At 60.1% G+C, this 20,790-nt stretch carries 1 pseudogene; it reads left to right on the top strand.

From position 1 onward, the window contains the following. Window positions 1-93 precede the first annotated feature (93 nt). A pseudogene (gene siiEA, locus BEG40_RS00425) lies at window positions 94-20,789 on the top strand (BapA-related adhesin SiiEA). Window position 20,790 lies beyond the last annotated feature (1 nt).

Genomic DNA, 20,790 nt, shown 5'->3' on the forward strand with positions numbered 1-20,790 from the left:
TATCAGGTAGGCATCGTTGTTGAGTTATTACCTTTGTCTTATTTAGATAAATGGACTCGCTAAGGATGTGCGCCATTTATCAGGAATGCCATTATGAGCCTGATTATTGATGTTATTTCGCGTAAAACATCCGTCAAACAAACGCTGATTAATCCTGGCGACGTTACGGTTGTTATTTATGAGCCCTCTGTGGTGCAGGTTCATGCTCAGGCATCTGCCGTTGCGCGTTACGTTCGCGAAGGAAATGACCTGCTGATCTATATGCAGGATGGTACGGTTATCCGTTGCAACGGCTATTTCCTGCAAGCGACAAATACCAGTGAACAATCTGAACTGGTCTTTACCGATGGACAACAGCTAACCCACGTAACCTTTGCCGATGCCGCAGCGGGGGGATTAGCCCCCGTAGAACTGACCGCTCAGACCACCGCTATTGAAAGTATTGCACCATTTCTTGATACCGTTGCTCAGACCAGCACCTTCCCGTGGGGATGGTTAGCCGGTGCGGCGGTAGGTGGCGGTGCGCTTGGCGCTTTACTGGCAAGCGGTGGTGATGACGATTCAAAAACTGAAGTGGTTAACAATCCTCCGCCACCCGCCGAGCCAGGCAATGCAACCCCATCATTTTTAGTCACCGATAATCAGGGCGATCAGCGCGGTATTCTCGCCACCAATGACATCACAGATGACACCACGCCAACCTTTAGCGGTAGCGGGCAGGCGGGGGCGACCATCCAGATCAAAGACAGTAACGGCAATACTATTGCCAGTACTCAGGTAGACATCAACGGGCACTGGAGCGTCTCTTTACCCACGCAAAGCGCAGGTGAACATACCTGGTCAGTGGTGCAAATTGTCGGCAGCACCATCACTGACGCTGGTTCGATAACGTTAACCATCGACGACAGCCAGGCCAGCGTGCAGGTCGCCACCACCGCAGGCGATAACATTATTAACGCCAGCGAACAGGCCGCCGGATTTACGCTTTCAGGCACGACGAGCAACTTGCCGCAGGGAACAGAACTCACCGTCACGCTAAACGGCAAAACCTACACGACCAGCGTAGGTGCTAACGGCGCGTGGAGCGTACAGGTGCCGACCGCTGATGCCCAGGCGTTAGGCGAAGGGAATCAGGCAGTGCTGGTCAGCGGGAAAGATGCTACGGGCAATACGGTCACCAGCGCGCAACTGTTAACCGTCGATACCCAGCCGCCGACGCTTGCTATCAACACCATCGCCCAGGACAACATTGTCAGCGCCGCAGAACATAACGCCGCGCTGGTACTGAGCGGTACTTCGAATGCTGAAGCCGGGCAAATCGTTACACTGACAGTAAATGGTAAAAGCCATACAGCAACCGTCGGTAGCGATGGCACATGGCAGGTGGCGCTGCCTGCCGCAGAAGTGCAGGCGCTGGCAGATGGTAACTACGCCGTAAATGCCAGCGTCAGCGACCGGGCAGGAAATACCACCAGCAACAGCGCGAATTTCGCGGTAGATACCAGCGCGCCGACGATCAACGTCAACACCGTGGCGGGCGACGATATTCTTAATAATGCCGAACAGGCCGTTGCGCAGATCATCTCCGGAAACGTCAGCGGTGCTTCTCCTGGCGATACGGTGACTGTGAAATTGGGCGCTCATGTCCTGACGGGCGTCGTGCTGGCAGACGGTAGCTGGAATGTGGCGCTGGACCCGGCGGTAACCCGCACGCTGGATCGCGGAGTCAATACGATTTTCGTCACCGTGACAGATGCCGCCGGAAATACTGGCACAGCATCACGTGCAATCACGCTGGTGGGCGTTTCTCCGTTGATCACCATTAACACGGTTTCCGGCGATGACATTATCAGTGGTGCAGAAAAAAATGCGCCACTGACCCTCACCGGCAGCACTCAACAAGCTGAGCCAGGACAAACGGTTACAGTAACCCTCGCCGGACAGAGTTTTACCACTACTGTGCAGGCCGATGGCTCCTGGAGTCTGACAGTACCCGCTGCCGATATGGGTAATCTACCTGACGGTGCGGTGGCAATTACTGCATCCGTAACGGATCTCAGCGGTAATACCGGAAACACCTCCCGCACCATTACCGTCGACAGCCAGGCGCCGGCCTTAAGCATCGACTCGCTGACCGCCGACAACATCATCAACGCCGCCGAAAGCGGGCAGGATTTGCTCATCACTGGCACTACCGACGCCCAGCCAGGGCAGACGGTTACCGTCACGCTGAATGGACAGACCTATCAGGGCATAGTGCAGTCAGATGGCACCTGGAGCGTGACCGTTCCCGCCGCCAACGTCGATGCGCTGGCTGACGGCAACGCCACGGTGACCGCCAGCGTGAACGATGTCGCCGGTAACCCGAGCAGTGTTTCACGGGTGGCGCTGGTCGATGCCACGCCGCCGGTGGTGACCATTAATCCGGTGGCAAGCGATAACGTCATCAATACGCCGGAACACACCCAGGCGCAAATCATCAGCGGCACGGTCACCGGCGCGCAGGCTGGCGATATCGTCACCGTGACCCTCAATAATGTGGATTACACCACGGTGGTGGATGCTTCTGGCAACTGGAGTCTGGGCGTTCCGGCTTCCGTCGTCAGCGGACTGGTGGACGGCAGTTATCCGATCAACGTTTCAGTCACTGACCGCGCCGGAAACAGCGGCAGCCAGTCACTCACTGTCACGGTCAACACTGCCGCGCCGGTGATTGGTGTTAACACTATCGCGGGCGACGATGTGATTAACGCCAGCGAAAAAGGAGCCGATGTCCAGATTACCGGCACCAGCGATCAACCTGCTAATACCGCCATCACCGTGACGCTGAACGGGCAAAATTATGCGGCGACGACCGACTCCTCCGGCAACTGGAGCGTGACGGTTCCGGCATCGGCGGTAACCGCACTGGGCCAGGCCAACTATACGGTGACAGCAGCGGTGACCAGCAGTATTGGCAACAGCGCCACCGCCAGCCATAACCTCCTGGTCGACAGCTCGCTGCCCGGCGTGACCATTAACCCGGTAGCAACCGACGATATTATTAACGCCGCCGAAGCGGGCGTAGCGCAAACCATCAGCGGGCAGGTGACTGGCGCAGCCGTTGGCGACACGGTAACTATTACGCTGGGCGGCAATACCTACACGACTGCCGTCCAGGCTGGTTTAAGCTGGAGCGTGAGCGTTCCGGCAGCAGATATTCAGGCGCTGGGTAATGGTGATTTAACGGTTAATGCCTCGGTCACCAATGAAAACGGCAACACCGGTAGCGGCTCGCGTGATATCACCATCGACGCCAATCTGCCTGGCCTGCGGGTCGATACGGTAGCGGGTGATGATGTGGTCAATATCATCGAGCACGGGCAGGCACTGGTGGTCACCGGCAGCAGTTCGGGGCTGGCTGAAGGCACGCCGCTAACCGTCACAATTAATAACGTCGAATACACTACAGCGGTGCAGGCAGATGGTAGCTGGAGCGTAGGCGTGACGGCGGCGCAGGTTAGCGCCTGGCCTGCGGGGACGGTGACGGTTGCCGTGTCCGGGGAAAGTAGCGCCGGAAATCCGGTGAGCATTACGCATCCGGTAACGGTGGATCTCACTCCGGCAGCGATCGCCATCAACACCATCGCCACGGACGATGTGATTAACGCCGCAGAAAAAGGCGCTGATTTAACCCTTTCCGGCACCACCACTAACGTAGAAGCCGGACAAACGGTCACCGTCACTTTTGGCGGTAAAAATTACACAGCCACGGTTGCAGGCGATGGTAGCTGGACAACCACGGTTCCCGCTGCCGATTTAGCGTCATTAACCGATGGTAGCGCCACCGCGCAGGCCAGCGTCAGCAACGTCAACGGCAATAGCGCCTCGGCGGTGCATAACTACAGCGTCGACAGCAGCGCGCCAACCATCATTATCAATACCGTTGCCAGCGACAATATCGTCAACGCCAGCGAAGCCGATGCGGGTGTGACGGTGAGCGGCAGCACCACCGCCGAAGCGGGGCAGATTGTTACGATAACGCTTAACAGCCCGACCGTGCAGACGTATCAGGCAACGGTACAGGCCGATGGCAGCTGGAGCATTAACATTCCGGCGGCAGATCTTGAGGCATTGACGGATGGCAGCCACACCCTGACCGCGACGGTCAATGACAAAGCGGGCAACCCGGCGAGCACCACGCATAATCTGGCGGTCGATCTCACTGTTCCGGTGCTGACCATCAACACCATTGCGGGCGATGACATTATTAACGCCACCGAGCACGGGCAGGCGCTGGTGATCTCCGGTTCCAGCACCGGCGGGGACGCGGGGGATGTTGTTACCGTCACGCTAAACAGTAAAACCTATACCACGACGCTGGATGCCTCCGGCAACTGGAGCGTCGGCGTTCCGGCGGCGGATGTCACCGCGCTTGGTAGCGGCCCGCAAACTGTTACCGCCACGGTGACTGATGCGGCAGGCAACAACGATAGTGAGACGCACACGGTCACCGTCAACCTTACCGCGCCAACCATTGGCATTAACACCATCGCTACCGATGACATAATTAACGCCACGGAAAAAGGCTCGGATCTGCAAATTACCGGCACCAGTAATCAGCCAGCAGGCACCACAATTACGGTGACGCTGAACGGGCAAAATTACACCGCGACGACGGACGCCGCAGGCAACTGGAGCACCACGGTGCCCGCTTCCGCAGTAGGTGCGCTGGGCGAAGCCAGCTACACGGTGACGGCGAACGTCACCGACAGCGCAGGTAACAGCAATTCCGCCAGCCATAACGTGCAGGTCAATACCGCGCTGCCTGGTGTCACCATTAATCCGGTGGCGAGCGACGATATTATTAACGCCGCCGAATCGGGCGTGGCGCAGACCATCAGCGGCCAGGTGACGGGCGCGGCGGCGGGCGATACGGTTACCGTAACGCTTGGCGGGAAAACCTACACCGCTACCGTGCAGGGCAATTTAAGCTGGAGCGTGGACGTTCCGGCGGAGGATATTCAGGCCATCGGTAATGGCGATCTGACGGTTAACGCTTCGGTGACCAACGGCGTTGGTAATACCGGCAGCGGTTCGCGAGATATTACTATCGACGCCAATTTGCCAGGTCTGCGCGTCAATACCGTGGCGGGCGATGATGTGGTCAACAGCATCGAGCACGCTCAGGCGCTGGTGATAACCGGTAGCAGCAGCGGGCTGGCGGCGGGCGCGGCGCTGACGGTGGTGATTAACACGGTCACTTACGCTGCGACCGTATTAGCCGATGGCATATGGAGCGTTGGTGTTCCGGCGGCAGATGTGGGCAACTGGCCTGCGGGTACGGTGAATATTACGGTTTCAGGTGCTACTAGCGCAGGAAACCCGGTCACTATCACTCATCCGGTCACCGTCGATCTGGCAGCGGTTGCGATCTCCATTAACACCGTTTCCGGCGACGATGTGATTAACGCTGCTGAAAAAGGGGCAGATTTAACCCTTTCCGGCAGCACCTCTGGCGTGGAAGCGGGGCAAACGGTCACTGTTACCTTTGGCGGAAAAAGCTATACCGCCACCGTAGCGGGCGATGGTAGCTGGACAACCACCGTACCTGCCGCCGATCTTGCTACATTACGCGACGGCGACGCCACCGCGCAGGCCAGCGTCAGCAATATTAACGGCAACACGGCTTCGGCAACCCACGCCTACAGCGTCGATGCTACGGCACCGACGCTTGCCATTAACACCATCGCCGCTGACGATATTCTGAACGCCGCCGAGGCGGGCAATCCGTTAACCATCAACGGCAGCAGTACCGCCGAAGCGGGGCAGACGGTAACCGTCACGCTTAATGGCGTGACTTACAGCGGCACCGTCCAGGCAGATGGAAGCTGGAGCGTCAGCGTGCCGACGGCGGATCTCAGCAATCTGACCGCCAACCAGTATACGGTCAGCGCCTCAGTCAACGACAAGGCGGGTAACCCGGCGACCGCCACCCACGGGCTGGCGGTGGATCTCAGCGTGCCAGTGCTAACCATCAACACCGTCTCCGGCGATGACATCATTAACGCCGCCGAACACGGGCAGGCACTGGTGATCTCTGGTTCCAGCACAGGCGGGGAAGCAGGCGATGTCATCACCGTTACGTTAAACAGTAAAACCTATACCACGACGCTGGACGCTTCCGGCAACTGGAGCGTCGGCGTTCCGGCGGCAGATGTCACTGCGCTTGGCAGCGGTGCACAAACCATCACCGCGACCATTACCGACGCGGCAGGCAACAGCGACGACGCCAGCCACACGATCACTGTGAATCTCACCTCGCCGACAATTGGCATCAACACCATTGCTACGGATGACGTGATTAACGCCACGGAAAAAGGTGCAGATCTGCAAATTACCGGCACCAGTAATCAGCCAGCAGGCACTACGGTTACGGTGATGCTGAACGGGCAAAATTATACCGCCACAACAGATGCTTCCGGTAACTGGATCGCCACGGTGCCAGCCTCGGCGGTTAGCGCGCTGGGTGAAGCCAACTACACGGTAACCGCAAACGTCACCGACACGGCAGGCAACAGCAACTCCGCCAGCCATAGCGTGCTGGTTAACAGTGCGCTGCCTGGCGTTACCATTAATCCGGTAGCGACCGATGACATCATTAACGCTGCTGAATCCGGCAACGCGCAAACCATCAGCGGGCAGGTCACGGGCGCAGCGCAGGAAGATACGGTCACCGTTACGTTGGGCGGCAACACCTACACCGCCACGGTGCAGGCTAATTTAAGTTGGAGTGTCAGCGTTCCGGCGGCGGATATTCAGGCGCTGGGCAACGGCTCCCTGACAGTAAACGCTTCGGTGACTAACGGCGTCGGCAACACCGGCAGCGGTTCGCGAGACATCACTATCGATGCCAATCTGCCTGGCTTACGCGTCGATACCGTGGCGGGCGATGACGTCATAAACAGCATTGAGCACAATCAGGCGCTGGTGATCACCGGTAGCAGCACCGGGCTAACGGTGGGGACGGCGTTAACGGTCGTGATTAACAGCGTCACCTATGGCGCAACGGTGTTAGCTGATGGCACATGGAACCTCGGCGTTCCGGCGGCAGACGTCAGCAACTGGCCTGCGGGAACGGTGAATATTACGGTAAGCGGCACCAACAGTGCCGGAACAACCTCCACCATTACCCATCCAGTCACCGTCGATCTGGCGGCGGTCGCCATCACCATTAACACCCTTTCCGGCGATGATGTGATCAACGCCGTGGAGAAAGGCGAAACGCTGGTCGTAAGCGGCAGCACCAGCGGTGTGGAAGCCGGGCAGACGGTGACCGTGACCTTTGGCGGCAAAAATTACACCGCTACCGTGGAAGCCAACGGTAGCTGGACGGTGAATGTGCCGCCTGCCGATCTCGCTGCGCTGCCGGACGGCGCGGGCAATGTGCAGGCGAGCGTCAGCAACATTAACGGCAACAGCGCCCAGGCGGATCGCGCGTACAGCGTCGATGCCACCGCGCCGCTTGTGACCATCAACACCATCGCCAGCGACGATATCCTTAACGTGAGCGAAGCGGGCGCGGGGATCACCATCAGCGGCACCACCACGGCGCAGGCCGGGCAGACGCTGACCGTCACGCTCAATAACAACACTTACCAGACCACCGTCCAGGCCAATGGCACCTGGAGCGTGAGCGTTCCGGCAACGGATTTAAGCGGGCTGACTGCCAGCAGTTATACCGTGACGGCGACCGTAAGCGACAAAGCGGGCAACCCGGCAAGCGCCGACCATGCGCTGGCGGTGGATGTCACCGCGCCGGATCTCACCATTAACACCGTCGCGGGCGATGACATCATCAACGCCATCGAACACGGGCAGGCGCTGGTCGTCAGCGGAACCAGTACGGGCGCGGCGGCGGGCGATGTGGTTACGGTTAATCTGAACGGTAAAAACTACACCACCACGCTGGACGCCTCCGGTAACTGGAGCGTGGGTATTCCGGCGGCGGATGTCACGGCGCTGGCGACCGGCAGCCAGACCATCACCGCCAGCCTGAGCGATCGCGCGGGCAACAGCGACAGCACGACTCACGATGTGACCGTTGATCTCAGCGGCCCGACGCTGACCATCAATATCGTCTCCGGCGACGACATCATTAACAATACCGAGAAAACTCAGGATCTGACCATCAGCGGCGGCTCCAGCGGTCTGGCGACCGGCACCACGGTCACCGTGATGTTGAACGGCCTGGCGTACAGCGCCACCACCGACGGTTCTGGCAACTGGAGCGTTACCGTGCCGGCTTCGGCGGTCGGCGCCCTGGGCGAGGCTGTGTACCAGATTAGCGCCAGCGCCACCGACAGCGCGGGCAACAGCGGCAGTACTACCCATACAGTGAATGTCGAATCGCTCCTGCCAGGGGTGATCATTGATACCGTGGCGGGCGATGACATTATCAACGCCGCTGAAATCGCCGTTAACCAGACCATTAGCGGTCAGGTAACGGGAACGGCACAGGCGGGGAATACGGTGACGGTCACGCTTGGCGGCAACCAGTACATCGCAACCGTGCAGCCAGATTTAAGCTGGAGCGTCAGCGTGCCTGCGGCAGATTTGCAGGCGTTGGGTAACGGTGAGCTGACCATCAGCGCCTCGGTCACCAACACTACAGGCAATACCGGCACCACAACGCACGACATCGTGATAGACGCCAACCTGCCTGGTCTGCGCGTCGATACCGTGGCAGGCGATGATGTGGTCAATATTATCGAGCACGGTCAGGCGCTGGTGGTTACCGGCAGCAGTACCGGGCTGGCGGTGGGAACGCCACTGACAGTGGAAATCAACAGCGTCACCTACGGCGCAACGGTACTGGCAGACGGCACCTGGAGCGTCGGCGTTCCGGCGACGGATGTGGGGAACTGGCCTGCGGGGACGGTCGATATTACGGTTACAGGCACCAACACCGCCGGAACGACTACCAGCATTAGCCATCCGGTCACGGTCGATCTCGCTACCGTGGCGATTACCATCAACACTCTTTCTACTGACGATGTGATTAACGCCGCCGAAAAAGGCAGCGATTTGCAGCTCTCCGGCACCACCTCTGGCGTGGAAGCGGGGCAGACCATTACCGTCATATTTGGCGGCAAAAGCTACACCACCACGGTTGCGACGGGCGGCACTTGGGGGCTGACAGTTCCAGCCGCCGATCTCGCAGCCTTGCCAGACGGCGCAGCAAACGTACAAGCCAGCGTCAGCAACGTAGCAGGCAACATCGCCCATACAACACATGCTTACAGCGTCGATGCCACCGCGCCTTCCGTTACTATCAACACCATCGCCACGGACGATATTCTTAACGCCGCCGAAGCCGGAACGGCGCTGACCATCAGCGGCACCAGCACGGCAGAAGCCGGGCAGGCGGTGACCGTGACGCTAAACGGCGTTAATTACAGCGGCAATGTACAGGCAGACGGTAGCTGGAGCGTCAGCGTACCGACTGGCGATTTAGCGAATCTCACCGCCAGCTCGTATACCGTCAACGCAGCGGTCAGCGACAAAGCCGGAAATCCGGCCTCGGCAACGCATAACCTGGTGGTGGATCTGTTTGCCCCAGTCGTCACTATCAACACGGTAGCGGGCGATGACATCATCAATGCCACTGAACACAGCCAGGCGCAGATTATCAGCGGCTCGGCAACGGGTGCGACTACCGGTAATACGGTTTCCGTTACCATTGGCACGACCACCTACACCACCGTGCTGGACGCCAACGGCAACTGGAGCATCGGCGTGCCTGCCAGCGTGATTTCCGCACTGGCGCAGGGCGATGTGACCATTACCGCCACGGTTACCGACTCCGCAGGCAACAGCGGCACGACTTCGCACATTGTCAACGTGGCGCTCGGCGCGCCGGTGCTCGGTATCAACACCATCGCCGTCGATGACATTATCAACGCCACGGAGAAAGGCGCGGATCTGGCGATTTCCGGCAGCAGCAACCAGCCTGCGGGCACGCAGGTAACCGTTACGCTTAACGGGCAAAATTACACCACCACAGCCGATGCCTCTGGTAACTGGAGCGTGACCGTTCCGGCGTCCGCTGTGAGCGCGCTCGGTGAAGCCACTTACACGGTGACCGCCGCCGCTACTGACTCCGCTGGCAACAGCGGTTCCGCCAGCCATAACGTACAGGTCAATACCGCGCTGCCTGGCGTCACCATTAACGTTGTGGCAACGGACGATATTATTAACGCCGCCGAAGCAGGGGCAGATCAAACTATCAGCGGTCAGGTTACAGGCGCAGCGGCGGGCGACACGGTGACCGTCACGCTGGGTGGCGAGACTTACACGGCGACAGTGCAGGCCAATTTAAGCTGGAGTATTAATGTTCCGGCAGCCGCATTACAGGCGTTGGGTAACGGCGAACTAACAATTTCTGCGTCAGTCACTAATAGCGTGGGCAATACTGGCAGCGGTACGCGCGACATTACCATTGACGCTAATCTCCCAGGTCTGCGGGTCGATACCGTCGCTGGCGATGATGTGGTGAATATCATCGAGCACGGGCAGGCACTGGTGGTAACCGGCAGCAGTTCTGGTCTGGCAGCGGGTGCGGTACTCACGGTTTCGATTAATAGCCAGAACTATAGCGCAACGGTTTTAGCCGATGGCTCATGGAGCGTCGGCGTTCCGGCGGCAGATGTCAGCGCCTGGCCTGCGGGGACGGTCACGATTACGGCGAGCGGCAACACCACCGCCGGAAACCCGGTCAGCGTTACGCATCCGGTGACTGTCGATCTCACTGCGGTGGCGGTCAGCATCAACGCCATTACTGCCGATGACGTGATTAACGCTGCCGAAAAAGGCGCGGCGTTAACGCTCTCCGGCAGCACTTCTGGTGTGGAGGCCGGGCAAACGGTCACCGTCACCTTTGGCGGCAAAACCTACACTGCAAGCGTCGCGGCGAATGGTTCCTGGAGCACCTCGGTTCCGGCGGCAGATATGGCGGCCCTGCGTGATGGCGATGCCAGCGCACAGGCCAGCGTCAGCAATGTTAACGGCAACAGCGCCACCACTACCCACGCTTACAGCGTCGATGCTACCGCGCCAACGGTGTCCTTTAACACTATTGCGGGCGACGACATTCTTAACGCCACCGAAGCCGGTACGGCGCTGACCATCACCGGCAGCAGCACGGCGGAAGCGGGGCAAACGATCACCGTCACGCTCAATGGCGCAAACTATAGCGACACGGTACAAACGGACGGTAGCTGGAGCGTCAGTGTGCCGCCAGCAGCGTTAAGCGCCCTGACCGCCAGTAACTACACCGTCAGCGCGGCGGTGAGCGACAAAGCCGGAAACCCGGCCTCGGTTAACCACAACCTGACGGTGGATACTTCCGTTCCGCTGGTCACCATCAACACGGTGGCGGGCGATGATGTGATCAACGCAACGGAACACGCTCAGGCGCAGATTATCAGCGGCTCCGCCACTGGTGCGGCAACCGGTAGCACCGTCACGGTAACTATCGGCACAAATACCTTCACCACCGTGTTGGATGCCAGCGGTAACTGGAGCGTCGGCGTACCGGCAAGCGTTGTCTCGGCGCTGGCGAACGGCACGGTGACCATCAACGCCAGCGTCACCGATGCCGGGGGTAACAGCGGCAGCGCCACGCATCAGGTGACGGTCAATACCGGGCTGCCGACCATTACCTTTAACGCCATCAGCGGCGATAACGTGCTGAATGCCAATGAAAAAGGTCAGCCGTTGACCATTAGCGGTAGCAGTACGGGGCTGGCGACAGGCGCACAGGTTACCGTCACGCTCAACGGTCATAACTACATTGCCACCACCGACGCGGCGGGCAACTGGACGTTAACCGTACCGGTGAACGATCTGGCGGCCTTAGGCCAGGCTAACTATACCGTCAGCGCCAGTGCCACCAGTGCGGTGGGTAACACCGCCAGCAGCCAGGCGAATTTACTGGTCGACAGCGGTCTTCCGGGCGTCACCATCAACACGGTTACGGGCGACGATATTATCAACGCGGCTGAAGCGGGCGCCGATCAAACCATCAGCGGGGTGGTGACCCGCGCCGCCGCAGGCGATATGGTGACCGTCACGCTGGGCGGCAATACTTATACTGCACAAGTTCAGGCCGATTTAAGCTGGAGCGTCAGCGTTCCGGCAGCCGATCTCCAGGCGCTGGGCAATGGCGATTTAACCATTAACGCCTCTGTCACTAACGCCAGTGGCAACACGGGTAGCGGCACGCGCGACATCACCATTGACGCCAACCTGCCGGGGCTGCGCGTGGATACCGTGGCGGGCGATGATATCGTCAACAGCATCGAACACGGGCAGGCGCTGGTGATCACCGGCGGCAGCAGCGGTTTGAATACCGGCGCTGTGCTGACAGTCACCATTAACAGCGTGGCTTATTCCACCACGGTACAGGCAGACGGGAGCTGGAGCGTCGGTATTCCGGCAGCAAACGTCAGCGCCTGGCCTGCGGGGCCGTTAACTGTTGACGTGACAGGCGAGAGCAGCGCCGGAAATCAGGTCAGCGTCAGCCATCCGTTCACCGTCGATTTAACGGCTGTGGCTATCAGCATCAACACCGTTGCCAGCGACGACGTAATTAATGCCGCCGAAAAAGGCACCGATCTGACCCTTTCCGGCAGCACCAGCGGGATTGAAAGCGGGCAAACTGTTACCGTTACTTTTGGCGGTAAGTCCTACACCGCAAGCGTCGCCACCAACGGAAGCTGGAGCGTAACTGTTCCGGCGGCGGATCTGGCAACCCTGCCAGACGGCGCGGCGAACGTGCAGGCCAGTATCAGTAGTGCGAGCGGCAATAACGCTTCGGCGACCCATGCGTACAGCGTCGATGCCAGTGCGCCGACGCTCACCATTAACACCATCGCCAGCGACGATATTCTTAACGCCGCAGAGGCCGGAAGCCCGCTCACCCTCAGCGGCACCAGCACCGCCGAAACCGGGCAGACGGTGAGCGTCACCCTTAACGGCGTAACCTACACCGGTAATGTACAGGCGGACGGTAGCTGGAGCGTTAGCGTCCCTGCCTCATCACTCGGCGCGCTGACCGCAAGCAATTACACCGTCAGCGCCACGGTCAACGACAAAGCGGGCAACCCCGGCAGCGCCAGCCATAATCTGGCGGTAGACACCACCGCGCCGGTTCTCACCATTAACACCGTGGCGGGCGATGACATCATCAACGACGCCGGACACGCGCAGGCACTGGTGATCTCCGGCACCAGCAGCGGCGGGGAAGCGGGCGATGTGGTGAGCGTTGTGCTCAACGGCAAAACCTACACCACCACGCTGGATGCCTCCGGTAACTGGAGCGTCGGCGTACCGGCGGCGGATGTTACGGCTCTCGGTAGCGGTGCACAGACCATCACCGCCAGCGTCAGCGATCGGGCGGGCAACAGCGACGACGCCGGCCGCACCGTGACGGTAAGCCTCACCGCACCAGCGATCAGCCTGCGGGCACGGCGATCACCGTCACCCTGAACGGACAAAACTACAGCGCCACCACCGACGCTTCCGGTAACTGGAGCGTCACCGTTCCTGCCTCAGCGGTCAGTGCGCTGGGCGAAGCCACCTACAGCGTGACGGCGAGCGTTACCAACGCTCAGGGCAACAGCACCACCACCAGCCATAACATACAGGTCAACACCGCGCTGCCGGGTGTGACCATAAATCCGGTGGCGACGGACGACATTATCAATGCCGCCGAAGCAGGCAGCGCGCAAACCATCAGCGGTCAGGTGACCGGCGCGGCGGCGGGCAGCTCCGTCACCGTTGAACTGGGCGGTAAAACTTACAGCGCCACCGTCCAGCCAGATTTAAGCTGGAACGTGAGCGTACCAGCCGCCGACTGGCAGGCGCTGGGTAACGGTGAGTTAACCGTTAACGCCTCGGTGACCAACGGCGTTGGCAACACCGGCAGCGGCACGCGCGATATCACCATCGACGCCAGTCTGCCTGGTCTGCGGGTCGATACCGTCGCAGGTGATGATGTGGTCAATATCATCGAACACGCTCAGGCGCAGGTGATCACCGGCAGCAGTTCCGGTTTTGCGGCAGGTGCGGCGCTGACGGTAGTAATTAACAACCAGACCTACGCTGCAACGGTGCTGGCGAACGGCACCTGGAGCGTCGGCGTTCCGACAGCTGATGTCAGTAACTGGCCAGCGGGGACGGTGAACGTCACCGTGAGCGGCGCGAACAGTGCCGGAACGCAAACCAGCATTACCCATCCGCTGACCGTTGATCTCGCCGCCGTCGCCGTCAGTATTAACGCTATTACCGCTGATGATGTGATTAACGCCGCCGAAAAAGGTGCGGCGTTAACGCTTTCCGGCAGCACCTCCGGCGTCGAAGCGGGGCAAACAGTTTCTATTACCTTTGGTGGCAAAACCTACACCACCACGGTGGCGGCTAACGGTAGCTGGAGCACCACCGTTCCGGCAGCGGATATGGCGACGTTACGTGATGGCGATGCCAGCGCCCAGGTGCGGGTAACTAACGTCAACGGCAACAGCGCCACGGCAACGCATGAATACAGCGTCGATAGCGCCGCGCCAACGGTGACCATCAACACCATTGCCAGCGATAACATCATCAATGCCAGCGAAGCGGCGGCGGGCGTAACGGTATCCGGCACCAGCACGGCGGAAACGGGGCAGACGCTCACCGTCACGCTTAACGGCACTAACTACCAGACCACGGTGCAGGCGGACGGCAGCTGGAGCTTAACGCTGCCCGCCAGCGACTTAACCGCGCTTGCCAATAATGGCTACACCCTGACCGCCACGGTCAGCGATCTGGCGGGTAACTCCGGCAGCGCCAGCAAAGGCATCACCGTCGATACCACCGCGCCCGTCATCAGCTTTAACACCGTGGCGGGCGATGATGTGATTAACAACGTCGAACATAACCAGGCGCAGATTATCAGCGGCACCGCCACGGGCGCGGTAGCGGGCGACCGCCTGGTGGTGACCATCGCCGGGCAGCAGTATGTCACCAGCACCGATGCCAGCGGCAACTGGAGCGTCGGCGTGCCTGCCAGCGTGATTTCTGGCCTTGCGGACGGCACGGTGACTATCAGCGCCACCATCACCGATAGCGCAGGCAACAGCAGCACGCAAACGCATAATGTGCAGGTGAATACGGCGGCGGTGTCGCTCTCGGTCAGCACCATCAGCGGCGATAACCTTATTAATGCCGCCGAAGCAGGCAGTGCGCTGACCCTGAGCGGCACCGGCACCAATTTTGCGACAGGCACTGTGGTGACCGTGCTGCTTAACGGCAAAGGCTACAGCGCCACCATTCAAAGCAACGGGAGCTGGAGCGTGAATGTGCCAGCGGCAGACGTTGCGGCACTTGCTGATGGCACCAGCTATACGGTTAGCGCCTCCGCCCAGGACAGCGCCGGAAACAGCGCCACGGCCTCGCGCAGCGTGGCCGTGGATCTCACCGCGCCGATTATCAGCATTAACACCGTTTCGACGGACGACCGACTCAATGCTGCCGAACAGCAGCAGCCGTTAACCCTTAACGGCTCGACCAGCGCGGAAGTCGGGCAGACGGTCACCGTGACCTTTGGCGGCAAAACCTATACCGCCACGGTTGCCGCCAATGGCACCTGGGCGCTGAACGTACCTGCGGCGGATCTGGCAACGCTCGGGCAGGGCGCGCAGACCATCACCGCCAGCGTGAACGATCGCGCGGGCAACCCCGGTCAAACCACGCACACCCTGACCGTTGACACCGCTGCGCCGACGGTGACCATCGCCACGGTAGCGGGCGACGATATTATTAACAACGCCGAGCAGCTTGCCGGGCAGACCATCAGCGGCACCACCACCGCCGAAGTCGGTCAGACGGTAACCGTCATCTTTAACGGTCAGAGCTGGAGCGCAACGGTTGGCAGCGGCGGAAGCTGGTCGGTGTTTATTCCGGCGCAGCAATTTGCCGGATTAAGCGACGGCAGCTACACCATTAGCGCGACGGTCAGCGATCAGGCCGGAAACCCCGGCAGCGCCAGCCGTGGCGTCACGTTGAACGGCGATGTGCCTACCGTCACCATCAACACCTTCGCGGGCGATGATGTGGTGAATGCGGGGGAACACGGCTCGTCTCTGGTGATCAGCGGCACCACCACCGCGCCGGTCGGGCAGACGCTGACTCTGACCTTAAACGGCAAAACCTACACCACCACCGTGCAGACCGGCGGTAGCTGGAGCTACACCCTCGGCAGCGCCGATGTCACCGCGCTGGCAGACGGCAACGCCTACGTGATTAACGCCTCGGTGAGCAACGCCATTGGCAACACCGGCAGCAGCGATCACACCATTACCGTCGATCTCAGCGCCCCGGCGATGGGGATTAATATCGATTCCCTGCAAGCCGACACCGGGCTTAGCGCCAGCGACTTTATCACCAGCGTCAGCCCGGTGGTGGTCAATGGCTCGCTGACCGCCGCGCTTGCCAGTAACGAGACGGCGCAAATCAGTATCGACGGCGGCGTAACCTGGACCACGCTTACCGTGACCGGCACGACCTGGCGCTACAACGACAGCCGCACGCTGACCGATGGCAATTATCTCTATCAGGTGCGGGTGATTGATGCGGCGGGCAACGTCGGCGCGACTGACAGCCAGAACGTGGTGATCGACACCATCGCGCCAGATCCAGCAGTGAAAACCATCGCCATTAGCGCGATCACCACCGATACCGGCTTGATCACTAACGATTTTGTCACCAGCGACACGACGCTTGCGGTGAGCGGCACGCTGGGGGCGACGCTGGCTGCCGGTGAGTTCGCGCAAATCAGCATCGACGGCGGTACAACCTGGCAGAATCTTTCCGTAAGCGGTTTGACCTGGACGTACCTTGACGGGCGCACGCTGGCTGACGGCAACTACAACTATCAGGTGCGGGTTATCGACACCGCCGGAAATATCGGCGCGACCGCCAGCCAGATTGTCACCGTTGACACCAGCGCGCCGCTGGCGAGTAAAACCATCGCCATTGCGGGCATTAGCGATGACACCGGTTTAAGCAGCAGCGATTTTGTTACCCGTGACACGACGCTGACCGTGCGCGGGACGCTCGGCGCGACGCTTGCCGCCGATGAACGGGCGCAAATCAGCCTCGATGGCGGCGTTACCTGGACCACGTTAACCGTTATCGGCACCAGCTGGAGCTATGCCGATAGTCGCACGCTTACCGACGGCACCTGGAACTACACGGTGCGGGTGGTGGATCTGGCGGGGAACGTCGGGCAGACCGCGACGCAAAACGTGGTGGTCGATACCACCAGTCCCGAAGCGGCGAAAAGCATCACCATTACCGGTATCAGCGATGACACCGGCGCCAGCAGCAGCGACTTTATTACCAGCGATACCACGCTTACCGTTCGCGGCGTGCTGGGGGCGGCGCTCGGTGCTAACGAGTTCGCGCAAATCAGTACCGACAACGGCGCAACCTGGGTGAATGTGACGCTGGCGGCAGACGGCCTGAACTGGACATACGCTGATGGGCGCACGTTGACTAACGGCACGACCACCTGGCAGGTGCGGGTGGTCGATCTGGCAGGTAACGTCGGCGCAACGGGCAGCCAGACGGCGCAGATCGACACCGTTAACCCGGCGCAGGTGTTGACCATCGCCAGCATCAGCACCGATACGGGTAGCTCGGCAACCGACTTTATCACCAGCGATACCACGCTCACACTGACCGGTTCGCTGGGGGCGGGGCTTGCCAGCGGCGAAGTGGCGCAGATCAGCCTCGACGGCGGCGCGACCTGGAATACGCTCACCACTAACGGCACGCAGTGGACTTACACCGACAGCCGCACGCTGACCGACGGTAGCTATGTTTATCAGGTGCGGGTACTGGATCTGGCGGGAAATACCGGCCCGGTGGTGTCGAAAACGGTGGTGGTCGATACGATTAACCCCACCGCCACGCCAACTATTGTGTCGTATACCGATGATGTCGGGCAGCGGCAGGGGACGTTAAGCAGTTCGCAGGCTACCGACGACACCACGCCGCTGTTAAACGGCGTGCTCTCCGCTCCGCTGGCCAGCGGAGAAGTGGTTTACCTCTATCGCAACGGCTTATTGTTAGGCGCGGTGACGATGGTCGGCGCACTGAACTGGACCTACAGCGACAGTGGGCTGGTCAGCGGTGCCTATACCTACAGCGCGCGAGTGGTGGATCTGGCGGGGAATATCACCTCCTCTAGTGATTTTGTTCTGACGGTTGATACCTCTATTCCGACGACGCTTGCGCAAATCACCAATCAAACCACGCGCGACACTACGCCGATTATCAGTGGCGTAATCACTGCCGCACTTGCCAGTGGGCAGTATGTTGAAGTGGTGATCAACGGTAAAACCTACACCTCGCAGCCGGGCGGCGCGGTGGTGGTCGATCCGGCGCACAACACCTGGTATGTGCAATTGCCGGATACCGATGTGCTGGCGGCGTCCGCTACCGCCTATAACGTCACCGCGCAGGTGAAAAGCTCGGCGGGCAACGGCAACACCGCTAACGTCAGCAATGGCACGGTGACGGTCAACGCGGCAATTGATTACACGCCAGCCTGGACGACCGCCAATAAAACGACTGCCTGGGGGCTGACCTACGGCCTCGACACGCACGGGATGTGGACGGTGCTGGCCAACCAACAGGTGATGCAATCTACCGACCCGCTTACCTGGTCGAAGACCGCCCTGACGCTGTACCAGAGCGGCAACAATTACGCCACCAGTTCCATTGCCGATTACGACCGTAACGGTACGGGCGATCTGTTTATTACCCGTGATGATTACGGCACGGGCTATATCAACGGCTTTACCAATAACGGCGATGGCACCTTCTCCAGTGCCATTCTGGTCGCCGTTGGCACTCTGACGTGGTATGGCTCGGTAGTAGCGTTTGATAAAGAGGGCGACGGCTATCTCGATTTCTGGATTGGCGACGCCGGGGGGCCAGACTCCAATACCTTCCTGTGGAATAACGCGGGCGTGCTGACGGGGAACTCTACCGTGTCCAACAACGGCGGGAGCGCCACGGTGGGCGGGGCGGTGACGGGATATCTTTCACTCAACGAAGGTTCTGGCGTTGATCTGAACAATGACGGCAGGATTGACCTGGTTCAGCACACCTTCAACCTGAACAACTATTACACGCTGTCTTCGCTTATCAGCCAGGGAAACGGCACGTTTGTCTGGGGACAAAACACCATCAACACCTTCCTCAGCACGGCGGGCAGCGGCGGCAACTCGACGTCTGTCTCCATGACGTGGGCGGATTTTGACGGCGACGGCGATATGGATCTCTTCCTGCCCGCCAGCCAGGGAAGAGCTAACTACGGCTCTCTGTTATTCAACACCAACGGCGTGCTGGGAAGTCCGGTGGCAATGGGGGCAACGGCAACTACCTATGCCAGCCAGTTTAGCCTGGCGGTGGACTGGAACCATGACGGCCTGATGGATATCGCCCGTATTGCCCAGACCGGACAATCCTACCTTTACACCAACGTTGGTGGTGCCAGTAACTGGACGCAGTCGGTACTCGGCGGCAGCCAGAGCGGCACCACCAGCGGCGTGGCAGCAATGGACTACGACTGGGACGGCGCGGTGGATGTACTGGTGACCAAACAGTCGGGCAGCGTGTTCCTGATCCGCAACACCAACACGGTGAGCTACGGCACTTCGCTGCATCTGCGCATCACCGATCCCAACGGGATTAACGTCTATTACGGCAATACCGTAAAACTGTACAACTCGGCAGGTGTGCTGGTCGCCACGCAAATCATCAACCCGCAGTCGGGGATGGGGGTTAACGACACCTCGGCGCTGGTCAATTTCTACGGGCTGAATGCCGGAGAAACCTATAACGCGGTGCTGATTAAATCCACCGGTGCCACCGCCAGCAATATCGACCAGACGGTGAATACCACCTGGGGCGGCTTACAGGCCACCGATGCTACCCACGCTTACGATCTCAGCGCCGAAGCGGGCACCGCGAGCAACAACGGTAAGTTCGTTGGCACCGGTTATAACGACACCTTCTTTGCCACCGCAGGCACCGACACTTACGACGGCTCCGGCGGCTGGGTGTACAGCTCCGGCACCGGAACCTGGCTGGCGAATGGCGGCATGGACGTGGTTGATTTCCGCCTCTCAACGGTGGGCGTGACCGCTAACTTAAGCAGCACCGCCGCGCAGGCGACCGGCTTTAACACCTCAACATTCACCAATATTGAAGGCATTTCCGGCTCGAATTTTAACGATACTCTGACCGGCAGCACGGGCGATAACCAACTGGAAGGGCGCGGCGGTAACGACACGCTCAACATCGGCAACGGCGGGCACGACACCTTGCTCTATAAACTGCTCAACGCCAGCGACGCCACCGGTGGCAACGGCTCGGACGTGGTGAATGGCTTTACGGTAGGGACATGGGAAGGCACCGCCGACACCGATCGTATTGATATTCGCGAACTGTTACAGGGCAGCGGCTACACCGGCAACGGCAAAGCCAGCTACGTCAACGGCGTGGCGACGCTGGATGCGCAGGCCGGAAACATCGGTGATTTTGTCAAAGTTACCCAGAGCGGCAGCGACACCATCGTGCAGATCGATCGCGACGGCACGGGCGGCGGCTTTGCGACAGCTAACGTGGTCACGCTGACGGGCGTGCATACCGACCTCGCCACCTTGCTGGCGAATCATCAGTTGATGGTGGTGTAGA

Source organism: Escherichia sp. MOD1-EC5495 (assembly GCF_002965965.1).
Lineage (GTDB): Bacteria > Pseudomonadota > Gammaproteobacteria > Enterobacterales > Enterobacteriaceae > Escherichia > Escherichia ruysiae.